Raw genomic sequence first — 18,818 nt, 5'->3', positions numbered from 1 at the left:
ATCTTCTCGGCTCCATGCCGCGATCGTCACAGCCCCGCGCTGAAGGCCCGCTGAATGCGGGAGGGGGCCGACTCAGCGCGGGTTCAGTTTCGCGCGCCTAGCGTGCGGCGATGCTCGGACGCCTGCTTTCCACGCGCACGCTCGGCTACCTGGTGCTGGGCTGGGCCGCGGCCTGGTTCGGCATCATGGCCATCGGCGGCGGCTCGTCGTGGCACTTCTTCCTGCAGGGGGCGACCGCGCTCGCCGACGCCGACGATCCGGTCAGCGGAGGGCTGCATCTGTACGCGGCCGCGCCGATCCTGCAGATCGGGCCGCTGAGCTTCCTGGCGGTGCTGGCGCTGCTCCCGGCCGGTCACGTGCTCGCGCTGCTGGGCGGGCAGATCCTCGGCGCCGCCGCCGGACTGCTGCTGCTGTGGCTCGTGCGCGGGCTGGTGCCGCCAGGGCAGCGCGACGACGCCCGGCTCGCGCTGGCCGCGGCGTACTTCCTGCCGGTGTGGATGTTCCTGGCGGTCGGCGTGGCCCACCTCGACGACGTGCTCGCGCTGCTGCTGTCGGTCGCCGCGCTGCGCACCGCCCGGGCCGGGCACGCCTGGCTCACCGGGCTGCTGCTGGGCCTGGCCACCGATGCCAAGCCGTGGGCGCTCGGCTTCGCTGCGCTGCTGCTCCTGCTGCCCGGCCGGCGCCGCCGGTTCGCGGCCGCGGCGGCGCTCGCCGGTGCCGTGGCCGTCGCATGGGTGCCGTTCTTCGTCGGGGACCCGGGGACGAGCAATGCGTTGCGGTACACCATCCAGAACGCCCCGGTCTCGGCGCTGCACGCGCTCGGCATCCACGATGCCCGCACGCCGGTGTGGGACCGCCCGGCCCAGCTCGCGCTCGCCCTGACGCTGGGCGCCCTCGCCGCGTGGCGGGGCCGGTGGGCGGCGATCCCGCTGCTGACCGTCGCCTCCCGGCTGGTGCTGGAGCCCGGCGGCAACAAGTACTACATCGCCGGCGTCGTCGTGGGCACCATCATCTGGGACTTCGCCGGCGCCCGGCACGCCCTGCCGTGGTGGACGATGTCGGCGTCCTTCGGCCTGTTCGTGGCCCGCTGGATTCCCATGCCGGCGGTACTGCACGGATGGCTCTTGGTGGCGCTGTTCGTCGCCGCGTGCGTCCTGCCGCTCGTCCCGTCCCCGGTCAGCGGGCGGCCCGTGCCGGCGGTTCCAAGTGCACCAGCCCGTTCGACATGACGACGCACCGGTCGGCGTATCCGGCCGCCCGGCTGTCGTGGGTGACCAGCAGCATGGCGGCGCCCTCCGCGCGGGCGATGCCGACGAGCAGGTCCAGCGATCCGGCCGGCTCGTCGGCGAACAGCACCCGCGGCCGCACGGCCAGCGCCCTGGCGATGGTCGTGCGCTGCGCCGGTTCCCCGGACAGTTCGCCGGCCCGCCGCCCGCCCAGCCCGTTGAGGCCGAGCCGCCGCAGCCACTGCGCCGCGGCGGCGTACGCCTGGGCCCGGCGGACCCGGTTGAGCAGCAGCGGCAGCGCGATGTTGTCGGCGACGGTCAGCTCCGGCACCAGGTGAGCGGAGCGGTACACGAACCCGAACGCGGTGCGCCGCAGCAGCGTGCGGGCCGGCTCGGGCAGCGTGTCGAGCCGGCGGCCGTCGAAGTGCACCTCGCCGTGGTCGGGCGCGCAGATGCCCGCGAGGCAGCGCAGCAGCGTCGACTTGCCGGAGCCGTCCGGCCCCGTCACGGCCAGGATCTCGCCCGGCGCCACCGAGAGGCTGGCGCCCCGCAGTGCCGGGGCCGGGCCGAACGACCGGGCGACGTCGCGGGCCTCGATCATGCTCATGCCCGGACGCTATGCGCCGCCGGTGTCGTGCCGCGTCGGCCTGGGCTACGACATCGAGCGCGCCGTGCGTCCGGCGATGTAATGGGGTCCTTCCCGGGAGGTACCCTGTCGCCATGCGTTCTCACCAGCCCGGGGCGCGACGATGAGCCCGGAACGGCGTGCGTGGGGCTCGCTGGAGTCGGACGTCATGACGGTCCTCTGGGCCGCGGCCGGCCCGCTGAGCCCCGCGCAGGTCCAGCAGGCGCTCGGCCGCGACCTGGCCTACAATACCGTGCAGACGATCCTCACCCGGCTGCAGGAGAAGGGCCTGGTGCGCCGCCGGGTCAGCCTGGCCGGTGGGCGCGGCTACGAGTACTTCCCGGCCGAGGACCAGGCCAGCGCGGCCGCGCGGCGGATGCGGGCCGTGCTCGACGGCCCCGGCGACCGGCACGCGGTGCTGCGGCAGTTCACCGCCGGGCTCGAGCCCGCCGACGCCGAGCTGCTGCGGTCCCTGCTCGGCGACGCGGACCCGGCGTGAGCTGGCTCGTCTACGTCCCGGTGCTGCTGCCGGCGCTGCTGTGGCCGCTGGCGCGCGTCGCCACCCGCGCCGGGCGACCCGAGCGCGCCGCACGGGCCCTCGCGGCCGGGGCGCTGGTGACCGCCGTCTCCGGCGCGGTGTGCCTCGTGCTCGTGGCCGCGACGCTGGCCGACGACCTGCCGGCGGTCGAGCGGTACGCGCGGCTGTCGGTGACGCAGGGCCAGCCGCTGCCCGAGCCCGTGCCGGACCCGATCGCGTTCGTCGCGGCCGCGGTGCTCGTGTGGATCGCCGCGCGGATCGCCGTCCGGGTGCGCCGGCGCCGGGCCGTCGCCGGCGAGCTGCACGCCGCCGGCCGCCCCGAGGGCGGGCTGGTCGTGGCCGACTGGGACAGCCCGCGGGCGGTCGCCGTGCCGCCCGGCCGCGGCCGCCGGGGACACGTCCTGGTGACCAGCGGCCTGCTGCGCCTGCTCGACCCCCACGAGCGCGCCGCGGTGCTCGCGCACGAGCGGGCGCACCTGGACCGCCGCCACCACCGCACGGACGCCCTCGCCGCGCTGGCCACGGCCGTGAACCCGCTGCTGCGCCCGGTCGAGTCCGCGGTCGGCCTGCTCGTGGAGCGCAGCGCGGACGAGGACGCGGCCCGCAGTGTCGCCGACCGCCGGCTCGTCGCGCAGACCATCGCCAAGGTGGCGCTGGCCGCCCACGCCCCGGCGGCGTCGCTCGGCTTCGACGGGTCCAGCACCGTGCGCCGGGTCGAGGCCCTGGTGCGGCCGGCGTCGGCCCGGCTGCGGCGCGGCGGGCCGACGGTCTCCGGCTCGGCGGCGGTGTCGACGCTGTCGCTGCTGGTCGCGGCCGCGGCGGTGGTCGAGTTCGTCGAACTGCTGCGAGCCTGGCTACCGGCCGTGTAGGTCCCGGCCCCGGGTCACCGGCCGTGTAGGTCCTGGCCCGCGTGCAGGGCCGCCACCGCCGGCAGGAGCAGCGCGGCCGCGATGAGCAGCGTGCCGCCGAGCAGGCTCTGGCCGGCCGCGAGGGCGGTGCCGGCGCCGACCAGCAGGAGGGCGGCGCGCAACCGGCGGCGGCTCGGTGCGGTGCCCATGCGCACGATCCGGGCGGTCAACGCCCACACCCGCAGGGTGATGAAGGTGAGCGCGGCCCAGTAGGCGGCGACGAGCAGCACCCGGGCGGGTCCGGCCGGATGGTCGACGAGGCCGCTGTTGGCCAGCAGGAGCAGGGCCAGACCGGCGGTCCCGGGAGCGGCCAGGGTGCGGATCGCCGCGGCGGCGACGGCCCGCAGCGCACGCGCCGGCGGCCGGGGCACGGCGAGCAGGGCACCCGCGAGGATCAGCCCGAGCCATCGGCCGGTCGCCGGTTCGGCCGCCCGCAGGAGCAGTGCGTCCGCGCCGGTGACGGCGAACAGGGCCACCGCGAGCACCCGGCGGGTCTGCCCGGCGGCGGTCTCGGGCCAGTCGCTGGGGTGCAGCCAGAGCCGGGCGGCGCCGCCGATCGCGTCGGGCCAGGAGCGCGCCCCGCGCTCGGCGATCTCGCGGCCGATCTCGTCGCCCCACCGCTCGCGCACCGCGGGCGGGTAGAGGGCGACGATGAGCGCCGGGACGCTCATGCCGGATCGGCCCCGAGGGCGCGCAGGCCGGCCCGGGCGACACGGGCGAGCTGCTCGAGCTCGGCGCGCAGGCTGGTGCGGCCGGCGTCGGTGATGCGCATGGTGCGCTGCCGGTCCTGGCCGTCGGCATCCCCGGTGACCGGCTCGATGAGCCCGCGGGCCTCCAGCCGGCTCAGCGCGCCGTAGAGGCTGCCGGGGCCGAGCCGGCGGCCGGTGAGCTCCTCGATCGCGGTGTTGATGGCGTAGCCGTGGCGAGGGCCGTCCGCGAGCACGGTGAGCACGACCATCTGGGCGTCGGTGCTGTGCACCCGTCCACCGTACTACACGTCGAGTACTACTTGCTGCGTAGTACTTGTCGTGTACTACGAGACGCGTACTATGGCCGCCATGAGGTCCTTGAAGCTGATCCTGGCGGCGCTCGCGACCGGCGCCGCGTTCGAGGCGATGACGCTCCTCGCCACCCAGGACAAGGCCGTCCGGGCGGTCAGCCCGTGGCAGGACGACCCCTACGACGTGGCCGTCTCGTTCGCGCTCGTCACCGTGCCCCTGCTCGCCGTGGCGACCGCCGTCGGGCTGCCGGCCTGGCGCGCCCCCGGGGCCCCCGGGCGCGAGCAGCGGATCGTGCGCGCGGCCGCCGCGCTCATCGCCGTCGTCGGGCTCACGCTCGCCTCCGAGTGGGCCGCCGTCGCCGCCCGCGCGCACGCCCGCGTCTGGAACGGGTGGACGACCGCGCTCATCGCCGGGCTCGCGGCACTCACCCCGGCGGCCGCCGGGGTGGGGATCGTGCTGTGGCGGCGGTGGTCGCCGCTCGCCCCCGGGGACTGGCTGGACGACCTGCCCCTGCTCGGCCGCCGTCCGGGCCTGGTCGAGCGCATCCGGGCCCGGGCCACCACGCTGTTCGCGGCGCTGAGCCTGTTCGCCGCGGCCGGCATCGTCGGCGCGCAGGCCGTCGGCGAACGCTGGAGCGACCCCCTGCTCATCGGGTGGGCGCTGCTGGTCGAGACGGCCAGCCTCTTCGCGTTCTGCGTCGCCGCCAACGCCGCCGCCGGCTTCATCCGCCGGACCCGCTCCCGGGCCGATACCCCGATCCTCGCCGGGACCGCCGGGCTGGTGCTCATGACGGCGTTCCGGGACCCGCTGTGGACCGCGATCGCCCACCGGCCGGTGACGTCGGTGCCGCTGCTCGTCGCGCTGACCGTCGGCGCCGGCCTGCTCGCCGCGGCCGCCACGCTGGTGCGAAGGCCGGCATGAGGCCCCCGTCGCGGCGCTCGCCCGGCACCGGCGCGAGCCCGCGGGCTGTTTTCTCACGCGATTCTTAGCCGCGGATCGCGCTCGCTCTTACCTTCGGCGCCGAGTCTGATGGGCGTGAAACGGTACTGGCGAACCGGGCTGCTCGTGGTGGGCGTCGTCGTGGCCGCGCTGGAGCTGCGCGGCCACCTGCCGTCCGCGTCCCGGACGTGGCAGGCGCTGCGCACGGCCGACCTGCTCTGGCTGGCCGGCGCGGTCGTGCTGTCCGGCCTCGCCATGGTCGCGTTCTCCGAGCAGCAGCGGCTCCTGCTCGGCGCGTTCGCGATCCGGATGGGGGCCGGGGTCTCGCTCGGGCTCACCTACACGCGCTCGGCGATGGCGGCCGCGCTGCCGGCCGGGTCCGCGGTGTCGGCCGGCTACGCCTTCGGGCGGTTCCGGGCCCACGGCGCGCCCCGGCCGGTCGCGGCCGCCGTGATGCTGCTGTCCGGGGCGGCGTCGATCGCCGGGCTGGCCCTGCTGTACGCGGGCAACCTCCTGCTGCTGGCCCGCCCGTCCGCCGCCGCGCTCGGCATCGGCGCGGCCGTGGTCGTGCTCGGCGTGCTCGTCGCGCTGCACGCGAGGGCGGTGCGCCGCGCGGGCGGCCCCACGCCGGTGGTGGAGACGCCGGACGACGGGCGCATCCGGACCACGCTGCGGCGGACCCTGACGCTGGCCGGCTCGGTCCCGACGCGGCGCTGGCTCGCCGTCGTCGGCCTGGCGGTCCTCAACTGGCTCGCCGACCTCGCGTGCCTCATCGGTGCCGTGCGCGCCACCGGCCTCGCGGTGCCCGTCACGACCATCGCGACCGGCTACCTCGTCGCGCAGCTCGTCCGCCAGATTCCCGCCACCCCGGGCGGCATCGGGGTCATCGAGGCGAGCCTGCTCGTCGCGCTCACGGCCGCCGGCGCGCCCGCCGCCCCGGCCGCGGCGGCGGTGCTGCTCTACCGCATCCTGTCCTGCTGGGTCGACCTGCCGATCGGCCTCGCGTGCTGGCGCGCGTCCAAGAGCCCGGTGACCGAGCGTGTCCTCGTCCCGGCCTAGGGGAACCGTTTTCCGTACGCCCACGATATGTTCCGGCTCGTAGGATCGGCTGCATGCGTGTGCTGGTCGTCGAGGACGAGCCCGACATGGCCAAGGCCATCCGCGACGGTCTGCGACTGGAGGCGATCGCGGCGGACATCGCCGGCGACGGCGACACGGCGCTGGAGCTGCTGAGCGTCAACGCCTACGACATCGCCGTGCTCGACCGTGACATTCCCGGGCCCTCCGGCGACGAGGTCGCCGCGAGCATCGTCGCCTCCGGCAGCGGCCTGCCGATCCTGATGCTCACCGCGGCCGACCGGCTCGACGACAAGACCTCCGGATTCGGGCTCGGCGCCGACGACTACCTCACCAAGCCGTTCGAGCTGCGGGAGCTCGTGCTGCGGCTGCGGGCCCTCGACCGGCGGCGCGGGCACAGCCGGCCGCCGGTGCGGGAGATCGCCGGGCTGCGCCTGGACCCGTTCCGCCGCGAGGTCTACCGCGACGGGCGGTACGTCGCGCTGACGAGAAAGCAGTTCGCGGTGCTCGAGGTGCTCGTCGCCGCCGACGGCGGGGTCGTCAGCGCCGAGACGCTGCTGGAGCGGGCCTGGGACGAGCACGCCGACCCGTTCACCAACGCCGTGCGCATCACGGTCTCGGCCCTGCGCAAGCGCCTCGGCGAGCCGTGGCTGATCGCGACGGTGCCCGGCGTCGGCTACCGCATCGACGCCGGAGGCGACCGTGCATAGGCGGCCCGGGCTGAGCGTCCGGCTCAAGCTCACCCTCAGCTACGCCGGGTTCCTCATGGTCGCCGGGGCCCTGCTGCTCGGCCTGGTGTGGGTGTTCCTCCTGCGCTACGTGCCCGACCCGCCGGAGGTCCGGCCGCCGCAGTTCCTCGTCCTGCGCGGTCCCAGCCGCCACGACCTGCTCGTGGCGTTCGCGCCGCGCGCGGAGCAGGGCATGCTGTTCCTGCTGGTGTTCGGGCTGGTGGGTGGGTGGATCCTCGCCGGCCGGATGCTCGCGCCGCTGGCCCGGATCACCGACGCCACCCGCGCGGCCGCGGCCGGGTCGCTGGCGCACCGGATCGGGCTGGAGGGCCGCCAGGACGAGTTCCGCGAGCTCGCCGACGCCTTCGACGGCATGCTCGCCCGGCTCGAGGCGCACGTGGCCGAACAGCGGCGGTTCGCCGCCAACGCCTCCCACGAGCTGCGTACCCCGCTGGCGATCACCCAGACCCTGCTCGACGTGGCCCGCCGCGAGGGCACCACCGACCCCGGCGAGCTCGTCGAGCGCCTCCGCGCCGTCAACACCCGCGCGATCGACCTCACCGAGGCCCTGCTCGTGCTCAGCCGCGCCGATCAGCGCTCCTTCGACCGGGAGCCCGTCGACCTGTCCCTCCTCGCGGAGGAGGCCGGCGAGACGCTCCTGCCGCTGGCCGAGAAGCACGGCGTCACCCTCGAGATCTCCGGCGACATCGCCCGCACCGCCGGCTCGCCCGCGCTGCTGCTGCAGATGACCACGAACCTCGTGCACAACGCGATCGTCCACAACCTGCCCGAGCACGGCCGCGTGCGGGTCGAGACCGCCGTCGGCGCGGACACCGTCGTGCTCAGCGTCGAGAACACCGGCGACCGGCTCGGCCGGGAGCTGGTCGCGACGCTCACCGAGCCGTTCCGGCGCGGCACCGACCGCATCCGCGGCGACCAGGCGGGGGTCGGCCTGGGCCTGGCCATCGTCAAGAGCATCGTCCAGGCCCACGACGGCACCCTCGACCTCACCGCCGCGGCGCAGGGGGGTCTGCGGGTCACGGTGCGGCTCCCGCGCTACGCGACGGGGAAGTCGAAGTAGGTGTCCGGGTAGGGCTCGTCCCGCAGGGTGTAGTGCCACCACTCGCGGTCGTACCGGACGAAACCGCAGTCCTCCATGAGCGTGCGCAGGTGCCGGCGGTTGCGCGTCTCGGCCGCGGTGATGCCCTTCGCGCCGTGGTGCGAGACGGGATCCATCAGGTCGTGGCCGCCGCCCATGGCCGCGAGCTCCCCGGTGGCGAGGTGGTAGAGGGTCAGGTCGACGGTGCTGCCGCGGCTGTGGCCGGACTTGGCGGCCACGTAGCCCTGCTCGAACATCTGGCGCCGCTGGATGTTGGGGTAGTGCCGGGCCTTCGTCCGTCCCGCCTCGGGCTCCTTCGACCAGCGCGCGAAGCAGTCCACGGCGCGCTGCGGGCGGTAGCCGTCCCACAGGAGCAGGCCGAAGCCGAGGGCCGCGGCCTTGTCCTGCGCCTTCTCCAGGGCCGCGCACAGGGCCCGCGTGCCGACGATGCGGTTCGCCACATAGCCGTCCACCGGCTTGCCGGTGAAGTTGTCCCAGGTGGCGTACTTGGCGTCCCAGCGGATGCCGGGCACCAGCTCGTCGACGAAGACGAACTCCTCCTTCATCGCCGCCGTCCCGCCAGCGTCAGGGCCACGAGCCGGTCGATCACCTCGGCCAGCGGCAGCCCGGCGGCCGCCATCATCCGGGGGTAGCGGCTGTACGACGTCAGGCCCGGCATGGTGTTGACCTCGTTGAGCACGACCGCCCCGTCCTCGCGCAGGAACAGGTCCACCCGCGCCAGCCCCCGGCAGCCCAGCGCCCGGTACACGGCCTTGGCGGTCTCCCGCACGAGCGCGCGGGACTCGGCCGGGATGTCGGCCGGGACGATCGGCGTCGAGTTCTCGGAGCCGCTCTCCGGCGCGCTCTCCTGATGGATGCGGAAGAACCCGTGCGACAGCGCGATGCGGTCCACCTCGCCGGCGAACAGATCCGCGCCGCTGCCCAGGATGGCGCAGCCGACCTCGCTGCCGACGACCGCCTCCTCGATCAGTACCTTCGCGTCGTACTGCCGCGCGGCCTTCACCGCGTCCGGCACGTCCTCGGCGCGGGTGACCTTGCTGACGCCGAACGACGAGCCCGAGCGGGCCGGCTTCACGAAGGCGGGGTAGGTGATCCGCGGGTCGACGGGCTCGTCCCCGGTGACGATCCAGTGCTTCGGCGTGGCGATGCCCGCGTTGCCGGCCACGATGTAGGCCAGCGACTTGTCCATGCACAGGGCGGAGCTCTGGATGTCGCAGCCGACGTAGGGGATGCCGGAGAACTCGAGCAGCCCCTGCACCCCGCCGTCCTCGCCGAGCCGGCCGTGCAGCACGGGGAACACCAGGTCGAGCTCGATCGTCTCGTACCGTCCCGCCTCGAGCGCCAGCAGCCCGTGGACGCCCGGGTCCGGCGAGAGCACCACCGGCTGGCGGCCGCCGTGCTCGTCCACCAGGTTCCAGGCGCCGCCCTCGGCGATCTCGATGAAGAACGGCTCGTACCGGCCGGTGTCGAGGTTCTTGGCGACCTCCCGCGCCGACTTGACGGAGACGGGATGTTCCTCCGAACGACCCCCGAACATGATGCCGATGCGCAACCTAGCCACGCCGCTCCCCGCTTTCGAAGTTGAGGCAGTTGATGATGGAGTTCTCGACCGTGTCGCTCAGCGCGTGGTCGGTGTAGTAGGCGGTGTGCGGGCTGATGAGCACGTTGGGCAGCTGGTGCAGCCGCAGCAGCGCCTTGCTGTCGATGGGGCGGTTGCGGCAGTCGGCGTAGAAGACGCCCTCCTCGCCCTCCACCACGTCCAGCGCCGCGCCGCCCAGCCGCCCGTCCTCCAGGGCCGAGACGAGGGCCTCGGTGTCGATCAGCGCGCCGCGCCCGGTGTTGACGACGTACGCGCCGGGCTTCATCCGCCCGATGCGTTCCCGGTTCAGCAGGTGGTGGGTGCCCGCCGCGAGCGGGGTGTGCAGCGTGACGATGTCGCTTCGCCGCAGCACCTCGTCGAGGGGATCGCGGCCGGTGGCCAGGATGCGGCAGCCGAACCCGCGCAGCCGCTCGACGACGGCCGAGCCGATGCGCCCGGTGCCGACGACGCCGACGGTCAGATCGCGCAGCTCCCGGCCCCGCACCTCGTGCAGCCGGTAGTCGTGGGCGTCCGCGCGCAGCACGATCGACCTGGCGTTGCGCACCGCCATCAGCATCAGCATCAGCGTGAAGTCGGCGACGCTGTCGGGCGAGTAGGCGACGTTGCCCACGGTGATGCCCACGCCGCGCGCGAACGGCACGTCGATGTGGTCGTAGCCGATGCTCCGGGTGGAGATGTACCGCACGCCGGCCCGGCCGAGCGCCCGCAGCGTGGAATTCGTGACGTGGGTCTTGTGCCCGACGCTGACGCACCGGTTGCCGACGGCCAGGCCGATCGTGGCCTCGGACGCCGCCGCCTCGGTGATGGTCGGCCGCACGCCGAACCGGGGGGCCAGCTCGCGGAAGAGCACGGCCTCGTCCGGGCCGCACCCGTACACCGTGATGCCCGTCAGGGTCGTGCCACCAGTCATGCCACCAGTCAAGGCGGCGGGGTGTTGCCGGTGCGTATGCGGTTTTCGATACGCGGGCGATATGGGCGCAGCCGAGCACGAGCCGGCCCGGGCTCGCCGGTGCGGCCGCGACGCGCGGGCCGCCGGACGCCGTGGCCGAGGCTCGACACCGGGAACAGCCCGGTCACGCCCTGATCCATGGGACGGTACGGTGCCGAGCCGATCGTGAGAACCGCTTGAATTCAGCCCCCGTTCAGGACCGCGCCGTTACCGTCCGTCGTGTGATGAGGTTCGCGGCGGGGATTCGGCAGCGGCTCGGGGTGCGGATGCGCTCCGCGCTCGCCGCGTCCGCCGTGGTGGCGATCGCGTCGGTGCTGACCGGCGTGGCGTTCGTCATCGCCGCGAAGGTCATCCTCACCGGCAACGTCGACCAGAGCACCGGCGACCGGGCCGCCCAGATCGCCGCCGCGATCGACGACGAGGAGGCGCTCGCCGCGGTCATCCAGCCGTCGCTGCGCGACCGCACCATCGTGCAGGTGCTCGACGCGAGCGGGAAGGTGATGCGCTCCTCGACGCTGCTCGCCGGTGCCCCGCCGATCTCGGCGCTGCGGCCGCCGGCGGGGCAGACGCGGCTGGAGCAGCGGCGGCTCCCGGTGGCGCACGACCAGTACTTCCGCATCACCGCGCTCGGGGCGGCCGGGCAGCGGACGGTCCTCGTGGGCCAGTCGATCGACGAGATCGACGACGGCACCGAGGCCGCGATCGGGGCCCTCGCGATCGGCCTGCCGCTGCTGACCGTGATCGTGGGGGTCGCGACGTTCCTGTTCGTCGGGCGCTCGCTGCGGCCGGTCGACGCGATGCGGCGGCAGGCCGAGACGATCAGCGGCCGGAACCTGCACATGCGGCTGCCGGTACCGCCGGCGAATGACGAGATCGCCGCGCTGGCCGCGACCATGAACGGGATGCTCGACCGCATCGAGTCCGCGACGGCCGCGCAGCGCCGGTTCGTGGCCGACGCCTCGCACGAGCTGCGCAGTCCACTGTCGACGGTGCTGGCCGGGCTGGACCTGCTCGGGGACGGGCCGCACGTGGAACGGATGCGGCGCGAGAGCGACCGGATGGCGCGGCTCATCGCCGACCTGCTGCTGCTCGCCCGGGTGGACGAGAAGGGGCTGCAGCTGCGGCACCAGGACGTGGACCTCGACGACCTCGTGTACCTCGAGCGGGAACGCCTGACCGCGCAGCACCCGGGGCTGCGGGTCACGACGCGGGCCGTGCCGGTCCGCGTGAGCGGCGACCCGCACCACCTGCAGCGCGTGCTGCGCAACCTCGTGGACAACGCGGCCCGGTACGCGAAGCACACGGTCGACGTGACGGTCCGGGCTCAGGACGACGCGGCCGAGGTCACCGTGGCCGACGACGGGCCGGGCATCGGCCCCGCGGACCGCGACCGGGTCTTCGACCGCTTCGTCCGCCTCGACGAGGACCGCTCCCGGGCCGGCGGCGGTACGGGGCTCGGGCTGCCCATCGCCCGCGACATCGTGACCGCGCACGGGGGCACGCTGACGGTCGAGGAGTCCCCGGCCGGCGGGGCGCTGCTGCGCGTGAGCCTGCCGCTCACCCGATGACCCACGGCGGCGACCAGGAGGTGCCCGCGCCGCCGGATCGCTAGGCTGAGCGGGGTATGAGCGTTCGGGCGACAGCGAGACGGTGGCTCCGCGCCGCGGCGGTGGCGGCGGCGGCGGGCCTGGTCGCGGGCTGCGGTGGCACCGGCGCCCCGCCGTCGCCGCCCCCGTCGTCGCCCCCGGCATCGTCGTCGTCGCCTCGGGCGTCCGCGGTGGCGCCGGGGACACCCGGCCACGTCGTCGTCGTGGTGTTCGAGAACAAGTCCTACCGGCAGCTCGCCGGACGCCCGGAGGCGCCGTACCTCAACACCCTCATGGCCCGCTCCGCCGTGTTCACCGACGCGCACGGGGTCGCCCACCCGAGCCAGCCGAACTACCTCGCGTTGTTCTCCGGCTCGACCCAGGGCGTCACCGACGACCACTGCCCGGTCCGGGCCGGCCGGGCGCCGAACCTCGCCCAGCAACTGCAGGCGGCCGGGCACACCTTCGCGGGCTACTCCGAGGACCTGCCCGCCGCCGGATACCGCGGCTGCTCGCGGGGGCGGTACGCCGCCAAGCACAATCCCTGGGCCGACTTCGACAACGTCGCGGACGCGGCGAACCGGCCCTACACCGCGTGGCCCGCCGACCCGGCGCAGCTGCCCACCGTCGCGTTCGTGATCCCGAACCTGTGCGACGACATGCACGACTGCGGGGTCGCGACCGGCGACGCCTGGGCGCGCGAGCACCTCGACGCCTACGCGCGGTGGGCCGAGGCGAACGACAGCTGGCTCATCGTGACGTTCGACGAGGACGACGGCGCCAGCGGCAACCAGATCCTGACCCTCGTCGCCGGGGCGGGCATCACCCCGGGCAACCGCCCCGGCCGGGTCGACCACTACTCGGTCCTGCGGACCATCGAGGACCGGTACGGGCTGCCCCCGCTGGGCGGCGCGGCCGCGGCGACCCCGTTGCCGCTGGGGCGCTGAAGGATCAGCCACACCCGACCTGCCGGCCCGCGCGCCGCGCGCATCCCGGTCGTGGCCGCGCTCAGCGCACGCCCGGCGGCGCCGCGCCCGGCGGGGGGCCGGAGGGACGCGGCCGGACGGCATCGCGCGGACGCGGGCGCAGCACGATGGCGAGCACGGTCAGGACCGAGCCGGCGAGCAGCCAGCCGCCGAGCACGTCCGTCGGCCAGTGCGCGACGAGCGCCACGCGGCTGATGCCGACCAGCCCCGCCCACAGCCCGGCGACGGCGGTGAGCACGGCTCGGGCCCGGCCGCTGGGCAGCAGCGGCCACAGCAGCACGACGAGGATGCCCGCCGCGACGGTCGCCGAGGTCGTGTGACCGGACGGGAACGCCCAGCCCGCGGCGGCGGTGAGCCGCTCCGGCGGCGGGGGCGGTGCAGGAGGGTCAGTACCGTCAGACGCAGCACGGTCGCGGCGGCCGCGGCGGCGAGCAGGAACACGACGCCGGCCCGGTCGCGGCGCCACACCGCGAACGCGACGGCGAGCAGCAGCGCCGGGAGCAGGACCCGCCGGTCGGCGCTGTGCGTGATGGCCGACATGACGGCCCGCCACCCGTGGTGCGACCGCGCGAACCGCAGGGCCGCGTCGCTGATCCCGGAGTCGAGGTGCAGCAGCGGCCCGAAGCGCGCGGCGACGAGCGCGGTCAGCACGGCGAATCCCAGCGGCAGGGCGACGGCCACGACCCGGCGGTCAGCCGCCATCCGGGTCCAGCCGGTAGCCGACGCCGCGCACGGTCTGGATCGCGCAGCGCCCGTACGCGTGGTCGATCTTCTTGCGCAGGTAGCCGACGTAGACCTCGACGATGTTCAGGTCACCCTCGAAGCCGGCGTCCCACACGTTCTCCAGGATGGTGGTCTTGGACACGACCTGGCCGGCCCGCCGCAGCAGGAACTCCAGCAGCGCGAACTCGCGCGGCGTCACCGGGATCGGGTCGTCGCCGCGGCCCACCCGGCGCCGGGCCGGGTCCAGGTGCAGGTCGCCGGCGGTGAGGACGACGGGCCGCTGGGGCGCGCCGCGGCGGATGAGCGCCCGCAGCCGCGCGGTCAGCACCACGAACGGGAACGGCTTGGTGAGGTAGTCGTCGGCCCCGAGGTCGAGGGCGTCGGCCAGGTCGTACTCGCCGTCCTTCGCGGTCAGCATGAGGATCGGCGTCCACACCTCGCGCCGCCGCAGCTCCCGGCACACCTCGTAGCCGTTGAGCCCGGGCAGCATGATGTCGAGCACGATCGCGTCGTAGGCCCCGTTCGGGGCCTCGGTCGCCGCCCACAGCCCGTCGATGCCGGTGAAGGTCAGGTCGGTCGTGAATCCCTCGCCGGCCAGCCCGTCACGAATGGTCTCGGCCAGCCCGACCTCGTCTTCCACCAACAACAGCCGCATGGATTCACCTCCTGCCAAAGAGCCTTGCACGGTGCACCTGAATGCATCCTGAAAGGCACCTACATCGTGTAGGAGTGACATTTGGCCATTGCTGCGTCCTCGCCGTGCCGATCACCGCCCTCGCCGGCGGCGGGGCGTGGCCGCGCGGTTCCGGCTGGCGTCGGCGCCCAGGCGATGCTGGTGGGGACGCCGGTGACGGCATATAACCCGGGGGTATATACCCGGTGTATATCCGTGGTGTATGGTCGTCGACATGAGCGTTCCTCTCACGCTGCTGGGCCTCCTGGAGCGCCAGCCGAGCCACGGTTACGACCTCAAGCGCGACTACGACACGTTCTTCGGCCGCGGCCGCCCGCTGCCCTTCGGTCAGGTGTATTCGACCCTCGGCCGCCTCGCCCGCGACGGCAAGGTCGTGATCAGCGAGGTCGAGGCGGGGGAGGGGCCCGAGCGGAAGCGGTACGTCATCACCGACCTCGGCGCCACCGAGGTCGACGCGTGGCTGACCCAGCCCGTCGAGCCCGAGCCGCACCTGCAGACGGTGCTGTTCGCCAAGGTGATGCTGTCGCTGATGCTGGAGCGGCCCGCCGCGGAGTATCTCGACACCCAGCGCGCCGCGCACCTCAAGCGGATGCGGGAGCTGCACGAGATCAAGAAGGGCAACGACCTCATCGAGGCGATGCTCGCCGACCACGGCCTGTTCCACCTCGAGGCCGACCTGCGCTGGATCGAGCTCACCGTGGCCCGCCTGGACCACCTGGCCGGGCTGGTGCGCCGATGAGCGCCGTGATCGAGGCCCGCGACATTGAGCTGTCGTTCGGCGAGACGCAGGCGCTGCGCGGGGCCACGTTCGACGCGGGGCCGGGCGAGATCGTCGCCGTCATGGGGCCGTCCGGCTCCGGCAAGACCACGCTGCTGCACTGTCTCGCCGGGATCCTGGTGCCGGGCGCCGGCGAGGTCCGCTTCGACGGGCAGCGCATCGACGGGCTCAACGAGCACCAGCGCAGCACGCTGCGCCGGGAGCGCTTCGGGTTCGTGTTCCAGTTCGGGCAGCTGGTGCCGGAGCTGACCGTCGAGGAGAACGTCGCCCTGCCGCTGCTGCTCGGCGGGGCGCGGCGCGGCGACGCCCTGCGCGAGGCGCGCGGGTGGCTGGACCGGCTCGGCCTGGCCGGCATGGAGGGGCGCCGGTCGGGGGAGCTGTCGGGTGGTCAGGCCCAGCGCGTCGCGCTGGCACGGGGAATGATCAACCGGCCGCGGGTGCTGTTCGCCGACGAACCCACCGGCTCCCTCGACTCGCTCACCGGCGAGCAGGTCATGGACCTCATGGTGGCGGCGGCGCGGGAGCACGGCACGACCGTCGTGCTCGTCACCCACGAGCCGAGGGTCGCCGTCTACGCGGACCGCGAGGTGATCGTCCGGGACGGTCGCGTGCACGCCCTGGCCGCGTCGTGATCCGGTTCGGCCTGCGCCTGGCCCTCGCCAACGGGCGCGAGGCGCTGCTGCGGTTCGTCGTCATCGCCGTCGCCGTCGCGCTCGGCACCGGGCTGCTGCTGGCCACCACCGCCGGCGTCCGCGCGCTCGACGCCCAGGTCGGCCGGGGCGCCTGGCTGCGCGGCCAGCCCGCCGCCGGTGGGCCCGCGGCGGACCCGGTCGTCTGGGCCGGCCGCGAGGACTTCTTCGGCGGCAGGTCGATGTGGCGCATCGACGTCGGCCTCAAGGGCGCCAACCCGCCGGTCGTGCCGGGCCTGCCGCGGCTGCCGGGCCCGGGGCAGTACTACGTCTCTCCGGCCCTGCACGACCTCATCGCCACGCACCCCGCCGACCAGCTCGCCGCGCGCTTCCCGGGGCACGAGGCCGGGATCATCGACGAGGACGCGCTGGAGTCGCCGGACTCGCTCGTCGCCGTCGTCGGCCGCACCCCCGGCGAGGTCGGCGGCATCCCGCGGGCCCACGAGGTCACCGCGGTGTCCACGGAGCCGCTGAAGATCCCGACCGCCGCCATGGACCTGGTGCTGTCCGTCGTCGCCGGGGGCCTGCTCTTCCCGCTGCTCGTCTTCGTCGGCACGGCCACGCGCCTGTCGGCCACCCGCCGGGAGCAGCGGTTCGCGGCGATGCGGCTCATCGGCGCCACGCCGCGCCAGGTGACCCAGCTCGCCGCCGTCGAGTCGGGCGCGGCCGCCGTGGCCGGCACGATCGCGGGCTTCGCGCTGTTCCCGGCGCTGCGGGCGGCCATGGCGGCGGTACCGCTGACGACCGAGCGCTTCTTCCCCGCCGATCTCTCGCCCGGCCTGCCCATCGCCGTGCTCGTCGCGCTCGGCGTCCCGCTCGGTGCGGTCGCCGCGGCCGCGCTCGCCATGCGCCGGGTCCGGATCTCGCCGCTCGGCGTCGTCCGCCAGGTGACCCCGAGGCCGCCGCGGGCGTGGCGGCTGGTCCCCCTCGTCGCGGGGCTCGTGGAGCTGGCGTACTTCATCGGCCGTAAGCCCGAAACGTCCAGCGGACAGACCGCCGCCTTCCTGCCGGGCTTCCTGATCACCATGGTCGGCCTCGTGATCGCCGGCCCGTGGATCACCATGGTGGGGGCCCGGCTGATGGCCCGGCACGCCCGCCGGCTGCCCACGCTGGTGGCGGCCCGCCGGCTCGCGGACAATCCGCGGGCCGCGTTCCGCGCGATCAGCGGCGTCATGCTCGCCCTGTTCGTCGTCAGCGTCGCGACCGGCGTCATCACCACGATGAACTTCGAGCGCGGCGTGCGCTACAGCGACCTCGCGGCGGTGACGATGGACCAGTACGTGGGGCCGGAGGGCGCCCTGCCGCAGGACGTGTCCGATCGGCTGCGCCGCGTGCAGGGCGTGACCTTCGCCCTCGTGCTGCACGACAACCCCGAGGACGGGCCGGCCAGCCCTTCCAGCATCGTCGCGTGCGCCGATCTGGCGCGGATTCCGCAGTACGGCACGTGCGCCCCCGGCGCCGAGTACGCCCAGATCTGGAGCAACCTCGTCGGCTTCGACCGCACGCGCACCGGCACGGGCGCGGCGACCGTCTGGCCGGCGGCGTCCGTCACCGCCGAGCAGATCGCGGCGCTTCCGCTCGACAGCGTCGTCGTCGGCCTCGACGGCACCGCCGCCGCCCGGGAGCGGGCCCGCACCGCGATGGGGCTGGCCTTCCCCGACTACGAGGTCCCACCGCTCACCGACCTCGAGCGGGGCAGCAACTCCCGCACCCAGATGGCGCTGTTCCAGCGCCTGGCCGACGTCATCATGCTCTTCAGCCTGCCGATCGCGGGCTGCAGCCTGGCGGTGAGCGTTGCCGCCGGCATCGCCGAGCGCAAGCGACCCTTCAGCCTGCTGCGCCTCACCGGCGTCCCGCTGCGCGCCCTGCGCCGCGTCGTCGCCCTCGAGTCGGCGGTGCCGCTGCTGGCGGTCGCGGTGCTGGCCGCGGTCACCGGGTTCGCCGCGGCCCAGCTGTTCCTGCGGGCGCAGATGGGCTACACCCTGACCCCGCCGGACTGGTCCTACTACGCCCTGGCCGGGCTGGGCCTGGCCGTTTCCATGGCCATCATCACCGCGACCCTGCCGCTGCTGTCGCGCGTCACCGGACCGGAGACTGCCCGCAATGAGTGACCTCTCCCGCCGCACCGTGCTCGTGTCCGCGCTCGCGGCCGGTCTCGCCGCGCCGTTCGCCGCCGGCCGGGCCGGCGCGGCCACCGCCGAGCGCACCACCGCGCCCCGGCTCGTCCTGCCCCGCCCGACCGGCCCGTATCCGGTCGGGACGGTGGCGCTGCACCTGCGCGACCGCTCGCGGGAACGGGAGCTGATGGCGAGCGCCTGGTACCCGGCCCGTGACCCCGACCGCCATCCGCGGGCGATCTGGCTGGCCGACGCCCCGATGCGCGCCCTGCTGGACAACGCGGGCTTCCCGCCGGGCGCGGTCGGCGCCCCGATCACCTCCGGCCACGACCGCCCGCAGGTCGCGAGGGCCGTCGGGATGAGCGACGCGGAGCTGCGGGGCTGGATCGGCACGCTCGACCCGGGCCGGGCCGTGCGCATCCAGCAGGTGTACCCGCTCGCCTTCTTCGATCAGCACCTGCGCGGCCGGCACCAGCGCCTGCTCGACGGTCCGAGCCGCGCCTTCTCCGAGGTCCGCCACCTCCCCTGACCGCC

The 18,818-nt window shown here is 74.7% G+C and carries 21 protein-coding genes; 13 read left to right on the top strand and 8 right to left on the bottom strand.

What is annotated here, in order from left to right; translation table 11 throughout:
- Window positions 1-110: 110 nt before the first annotated feature.
- Entirely contained in the window at window positions 111-1,229 is a 1,119-nt protein-coding gene (locus tag ACQP1P_RS28345) for a hypothetical protein (protein ID WP_433074966.1), read from the top strand.
- Here the strand turns inward: ACQP1P_RS28345 and ACQP1P_RS28340 are convergent.
- A complete protein-coding gene (locus ACQP1P_RS28340) occupies window positions 1,177-1,833 on the bottom strand; it encodes an ABC transporter ATP-binding protein (protein WP_433074963.1) in 657 nt (218 codons plus the stop codon). The two genes, ACQP1P_RS28345 and ACQP1P_RS28340, sit on opposite strands and share 53 nt — an antisense overlap.
- A gap of 187 nt (window positions 1,834-2,020) precedes the next feature.
- On the opposite strand from ACQP1P_RS28340, the gene ACQP1P_RS28335 reads away from it, so the two are divergent.
- Window positions 2,021-2,350, top strand: a complete 330-nt coding sequence (locus ACQP1P_RS28335) for a BlaI/MecI/CopY family transcriptional regulator (RefSeq protein ID WP_433074961.1) — start codon at window positions 2,021-2,023, stop codon at window positions 2,348-2,350.
- Window positions 2,347-3,258 carry a M56 family metallopeptidase gene (locus ACQP1P_RS28330; protein ID WP_433074958.1) on the top strand — a complete coding sequence of 304 codons (912 nt, stop codon included), beginning with the start codon at window positions 2,347-2,349 and terminating at the stop codon, window positions 3,256-3,258. Before ACQP1P_RS28335 ends, ACQP1P_RS28330 begins: the two co-directional genes overlap by 4 nt.
- 14 nt (window positions 3,259-3,272) lie before the next feature.
- On the opposite strand, the gene ACQP1P_RS28325 is transcribed toward ACQP1P_RS28330, so the two are convergent.
- Both ACQP1P_RS28325 and ACQP1P_RS28320 read right to left on the bottom strand, forming a co-directional pair.
- A complete protein-coding gene (locus ACQP1P_RS28325) occupies window positions 3,273-3,968 on the bottom strand; it encodes a hypothetical protein (protein WP_433074955.1) in 696 nt (231 codons plus the stop codon).
- A complete protein-coding gene (locus ACQP1P_RS28320) occupies window positions 3,965-4,276 on the bottom strand; it encodes a PadR family transcriptional regulator (RefSeq protein WP_350610575.1) in 312 nt (103 codons plus the stop codon). Before ACQP1P_RS28320 ends, ACQP1P_RS28325 begins: the two co-directional genes overlap by 4 nt.
- A gap of 79 nt (window positions 4,277-4,355) precedes the next feature.
- Here ACQP1P_RS28320 and ACQP1P_RS28315 point away from each other — a divergent pair, with 79 nt between their 5' ends.
- From ACQP1P_RS28315 to ACQP1P_RS28300, 4 genes are all read left to right on the top strand, one after another.
- Window positions 4,356-5,219: a hypothetical protein gene (locus ACQP1P_RS28315; protein WP_433074952.1), complete on the top strand. Its 864-nt coding sequence runs from the start codon at window positions 4,356-4,358 to the stop codon at window positions 5,217-5,219.
- 114 nt (window positions 5,220-5,333) lie between these two features.
- Complete coding sequence (locus ACQP1P_RS28310; RefSeq protein ID WP_433074949.1) at window positions 5,334-6,296, top strand: lysylphosphatidylglycerol synthase transmembrane domain-containing protein; 963 nt, start codon at window positions 5,334-5,336, stop codon at window positions 6,294-6,296.
- A 53-nt stretch (window positions 6,297-6,349) separates the two neighbouring features.
- Entirely contained in the window at window positions 6,350-7,024 is a 675-nt protein-coding gene (locus ACQP1P_RS28305) for a response regulator transcription factor (RefSeq protein ID WP_433074946.1), read from the top strand.
- The gene (locus ACQP1P_RS28300; RefSeq protein WP_433074943.1) at window positions 7,017-8,123 is read left to right on the top strand and encodes a sensor histidine kinase; all 1,107 of its coding nucleotides are present in this window, start codon (window positions 7,017-7,019) and stop codon (window positions 8,121-8,123) included. Before ACQP1P_RS28305 ends, ACQP1P_RS28300 begins: the two co-directional genes overlap by 8 nt.
- Here ACQP1P_RS28300 and vanX read toward each other — a convergent pair.
- From vanX to ACQP1P_RS28285, 3 genes are read right to left on the bottom strand one after another with little or no spacing between them, the layout of a single operon-like run.
- Complete coding sequence (gene vanX, locus ACQP1P_RS28295) at window positions 8,099-8,707, bottom strand: D-Ala-D-Ala dipeptidase VanX (RefSeq protein WP_433074940.1); 609 nt, start codon at window positions 8,705-8,707, stop codon at window positions 8,099-8,101. The two genes, ACQP1P_RS28300 and vanX, sit on opposite strands and share 25 nt — an antisense overlap.
- A complete protein-coding gene (locus ACQP1P_RS28290) occupies window positions 8,704-9,723 on the bottom strand; it encodes a D-alanine--D-alanine ligase family protein (RefSeq protein WP_433074937.1) in 1,020 nt (339 codons plus the stop codon). The genes vanX and ACQP1P_RS28290 overlap by 4 nt, the downstream gene beginning before the upstream one ends.
- On the bottom strand, window positions 9,716-10,672 hold the full coding sequence (locus ACQP1P_RS28285; RefSeq protein ID WP_433074934.1) for a D-isomer specific 2-hydroxyacid dehydrogenase family protein: 957 nt from the start codon (window positions 10,670-10,672) through the stop codon (window positions 9,716-9,718). The genes ACQP1P_RS28290 and ACQP1P_RS28285 overlap by 8 nt, the downstream gene beginning before the upstream one ends.
- A 263-nt stretch (window positions 10,673-10,935) precedes the next feature.
- On the opposite strand from ACQP1P_RS28285, the gene ACQP1P_RS28280 reads away from it, so the two are divergent.
- Window positions 10,936-12,279, top strand: coding sequence for a sensor histidine kinase (locus tag ACQP1P_RS28280; protein WP_433090149.1), 1,344 nt, complete (start codon window positions 10,936-10,938; stop codon window positions 12,277-12,279).
- 209 nt (window positions 12,280-12,488) lie between these two features.
- Window positions 12,489-13,244 (top strand): alkaline phosphatase family protein, encoded by a 756-nt coding sequence (locus ACQP1P_RS28275; protein WP_433074931.1) that lies wholly within the window; start codon window positions 12,489-12,491, stop codon window positions 13,242-13,244.
- 61 nt (window positions 13,245-13,305) lie between these two features.
- On the opposite strand, the gene ACQP1P_RS28270 is transcribed toward ACQP1P_RS28275, so the two are convergent.
- Both ACQP1P_RS28270 and ACQP1P_RS28265 read right to left on the bottom strand, forming a co-directional pair.
- Window positions 13,306-13,749: a phosphatase PAP2 family protein gene (locus ACQP1P_RS28270; RefSeq protein ID WP_433074928.1), complete on the bottom strand. Its 444-nt coding sequence runs from the start codon at window positions 13,747-13,749 to the stop codon at window positions 13,306-13,308.
- A gap of 225 nt (window positions 13,750-13,974) precedes the next feature.
- Window positions 13,975-14,661, bottom strand: a complete 687-nt coding sequence (locus ACQP1P_RS28265) for a response regulator transcription factor (RefSeq protein WP_433074925.1) — start codon at window positions 14,659-14,661, stop codon at window positions 13,975-13,977.
- 253 nt (window positions 14,662-14,914) lie between these two features.
- On the opposite strand from ACQP1P_RS28265, the gene ACQP1P_RS28260 reads away from it, so the two are divergent.
- From ACQP1P_RS28260 to ACQP1P_RS28245, 4 genes are read left to right on the top strand one after another with little or no spacing between them, the layout of a single operon-like run.
- Window positions 14,915-15,439, top strand: coding sequence for a PadR family transcriptional regulator (locus tag ACQP1P_RS28260; protein ID WP_433074922.1), 525 nt, complete (start codon window positions 14,915-14,917; stop codon window positions 15,437-15,439).
- Entirely contained in the window at window positions 15,436-16,110 is a 675-nt protein-coding gene (locus tag ACQP1P_RS28255) for an ABC transporter ATP-binding protein (protein WP_433074920.1), read from the top strand. The genes ACQP1P_RS28260 and ACQP1P_RS28255 overlap by 4 nt, the downstream gene beginning before the upstream one ends.
- Window positions 16,107-18,278, top strand: coding sequence for an FtsX-like permease family protein (locus ACQP1P_RS28250; RefSeq protein ID WP_433074917.1), 2,172 nt, complete (start codon window positions 16,107-16,109; stop codon window positions 18,276-18,278). The genes ACQP1P_RS28255 and ACQP1P_RS28250 overlap by 4 nt, the downstream gene beginning before the upstream one ends.
- Window positions 18,271-18,813 carry a hypothetical protein gene (locus ACQP1P_RS28245; protein ID WP_433074914.1) on the top strand — a complete coding sequence of 181 codons (543 nt, stop codon included), beginning with the start codon at window positions 18,271-18,273 and terminating at the stop codon, window positions 18,811-18,813. The genes ACQP1P_RS28250 and ACQP1P_RS28245 overlap by 8 nt, the downstream gene beginning before the upstream one ends.
- Window positions 18,814-18,818 lie beyond the last annotated feature (5 nt).

It is taken from the genome of Dactylosporangium sp. CA-052675, assembly GCF_050947935.1.
Lineage (GTDB): Bacteria > Actinomycetota > Actinomycetes > Mycobacteriales > Micromonosporaceae > Dactylosporangium.
This window is presented reverse-complemented; position numbering and strand designations above follow the sequence as displayed.